Below are 513 nucleotides of genomic sequence, written 5' to 3' on the forward strand. Positions count from 1 at the left end.
TTCATGAACACCCTGCATACCAGCCAGCATCATCGCTGCACTGTGCTTACGGCCGCGCTCGTAGCGGCGTAAATCGACATACTGACCAATATCTTTGCCCTGACGCTGTAGCCGCTTAAGCTCGTCGATCAGCTCTGCCGCATCCATAAGGCCAAGGTTAACCCCCTGCCCCGCCAGCGGATGGATGGTATGCGCCGCATCCCCCACCAGCGGCAGGAGATGGGCAGCAACCTGCCGTGCGTAGCGTCCCGTCAGCGGAAACGCCTGACGTTCGCTTTCAAGGCTGCACAGCCCCAGACGATGATCAAAAGCGATATTCAGCGCCTGGTTGAATTCGTCTTCGCTTGCCTGCTGCATACGTTCAGCTTCCTGCGGCGAGAGCGACCAGACGATAGAGCACAGGTGCGGGTCATTGAGCGGCAGAAATGCCAGGATACCCTCACCATGAAACGCCTGACGCGCAACCACACCGTGGGCTTCCTGCGTACGGATAGTCGCCACCAGCGCATGATG

General features: G+C 59.1%; 1 protein-coding gene. It reads right to left on the reverse strand.

Features of this window, described 5'->3' with window-relative positions; genetic code table 11:
* Positions 1–513, reverse strand: a 513-nt coding sequence (locus ACU8YC_RS26235) for an FAD-dependent monooxygenase (RefSeq protein ID WP_446896150.1), incomplete at both ends; no start/stop codon positions are given.

The sequence above is a fragment of the Citrobacter sp. VF227 genome, assembly GCF_052950715.1.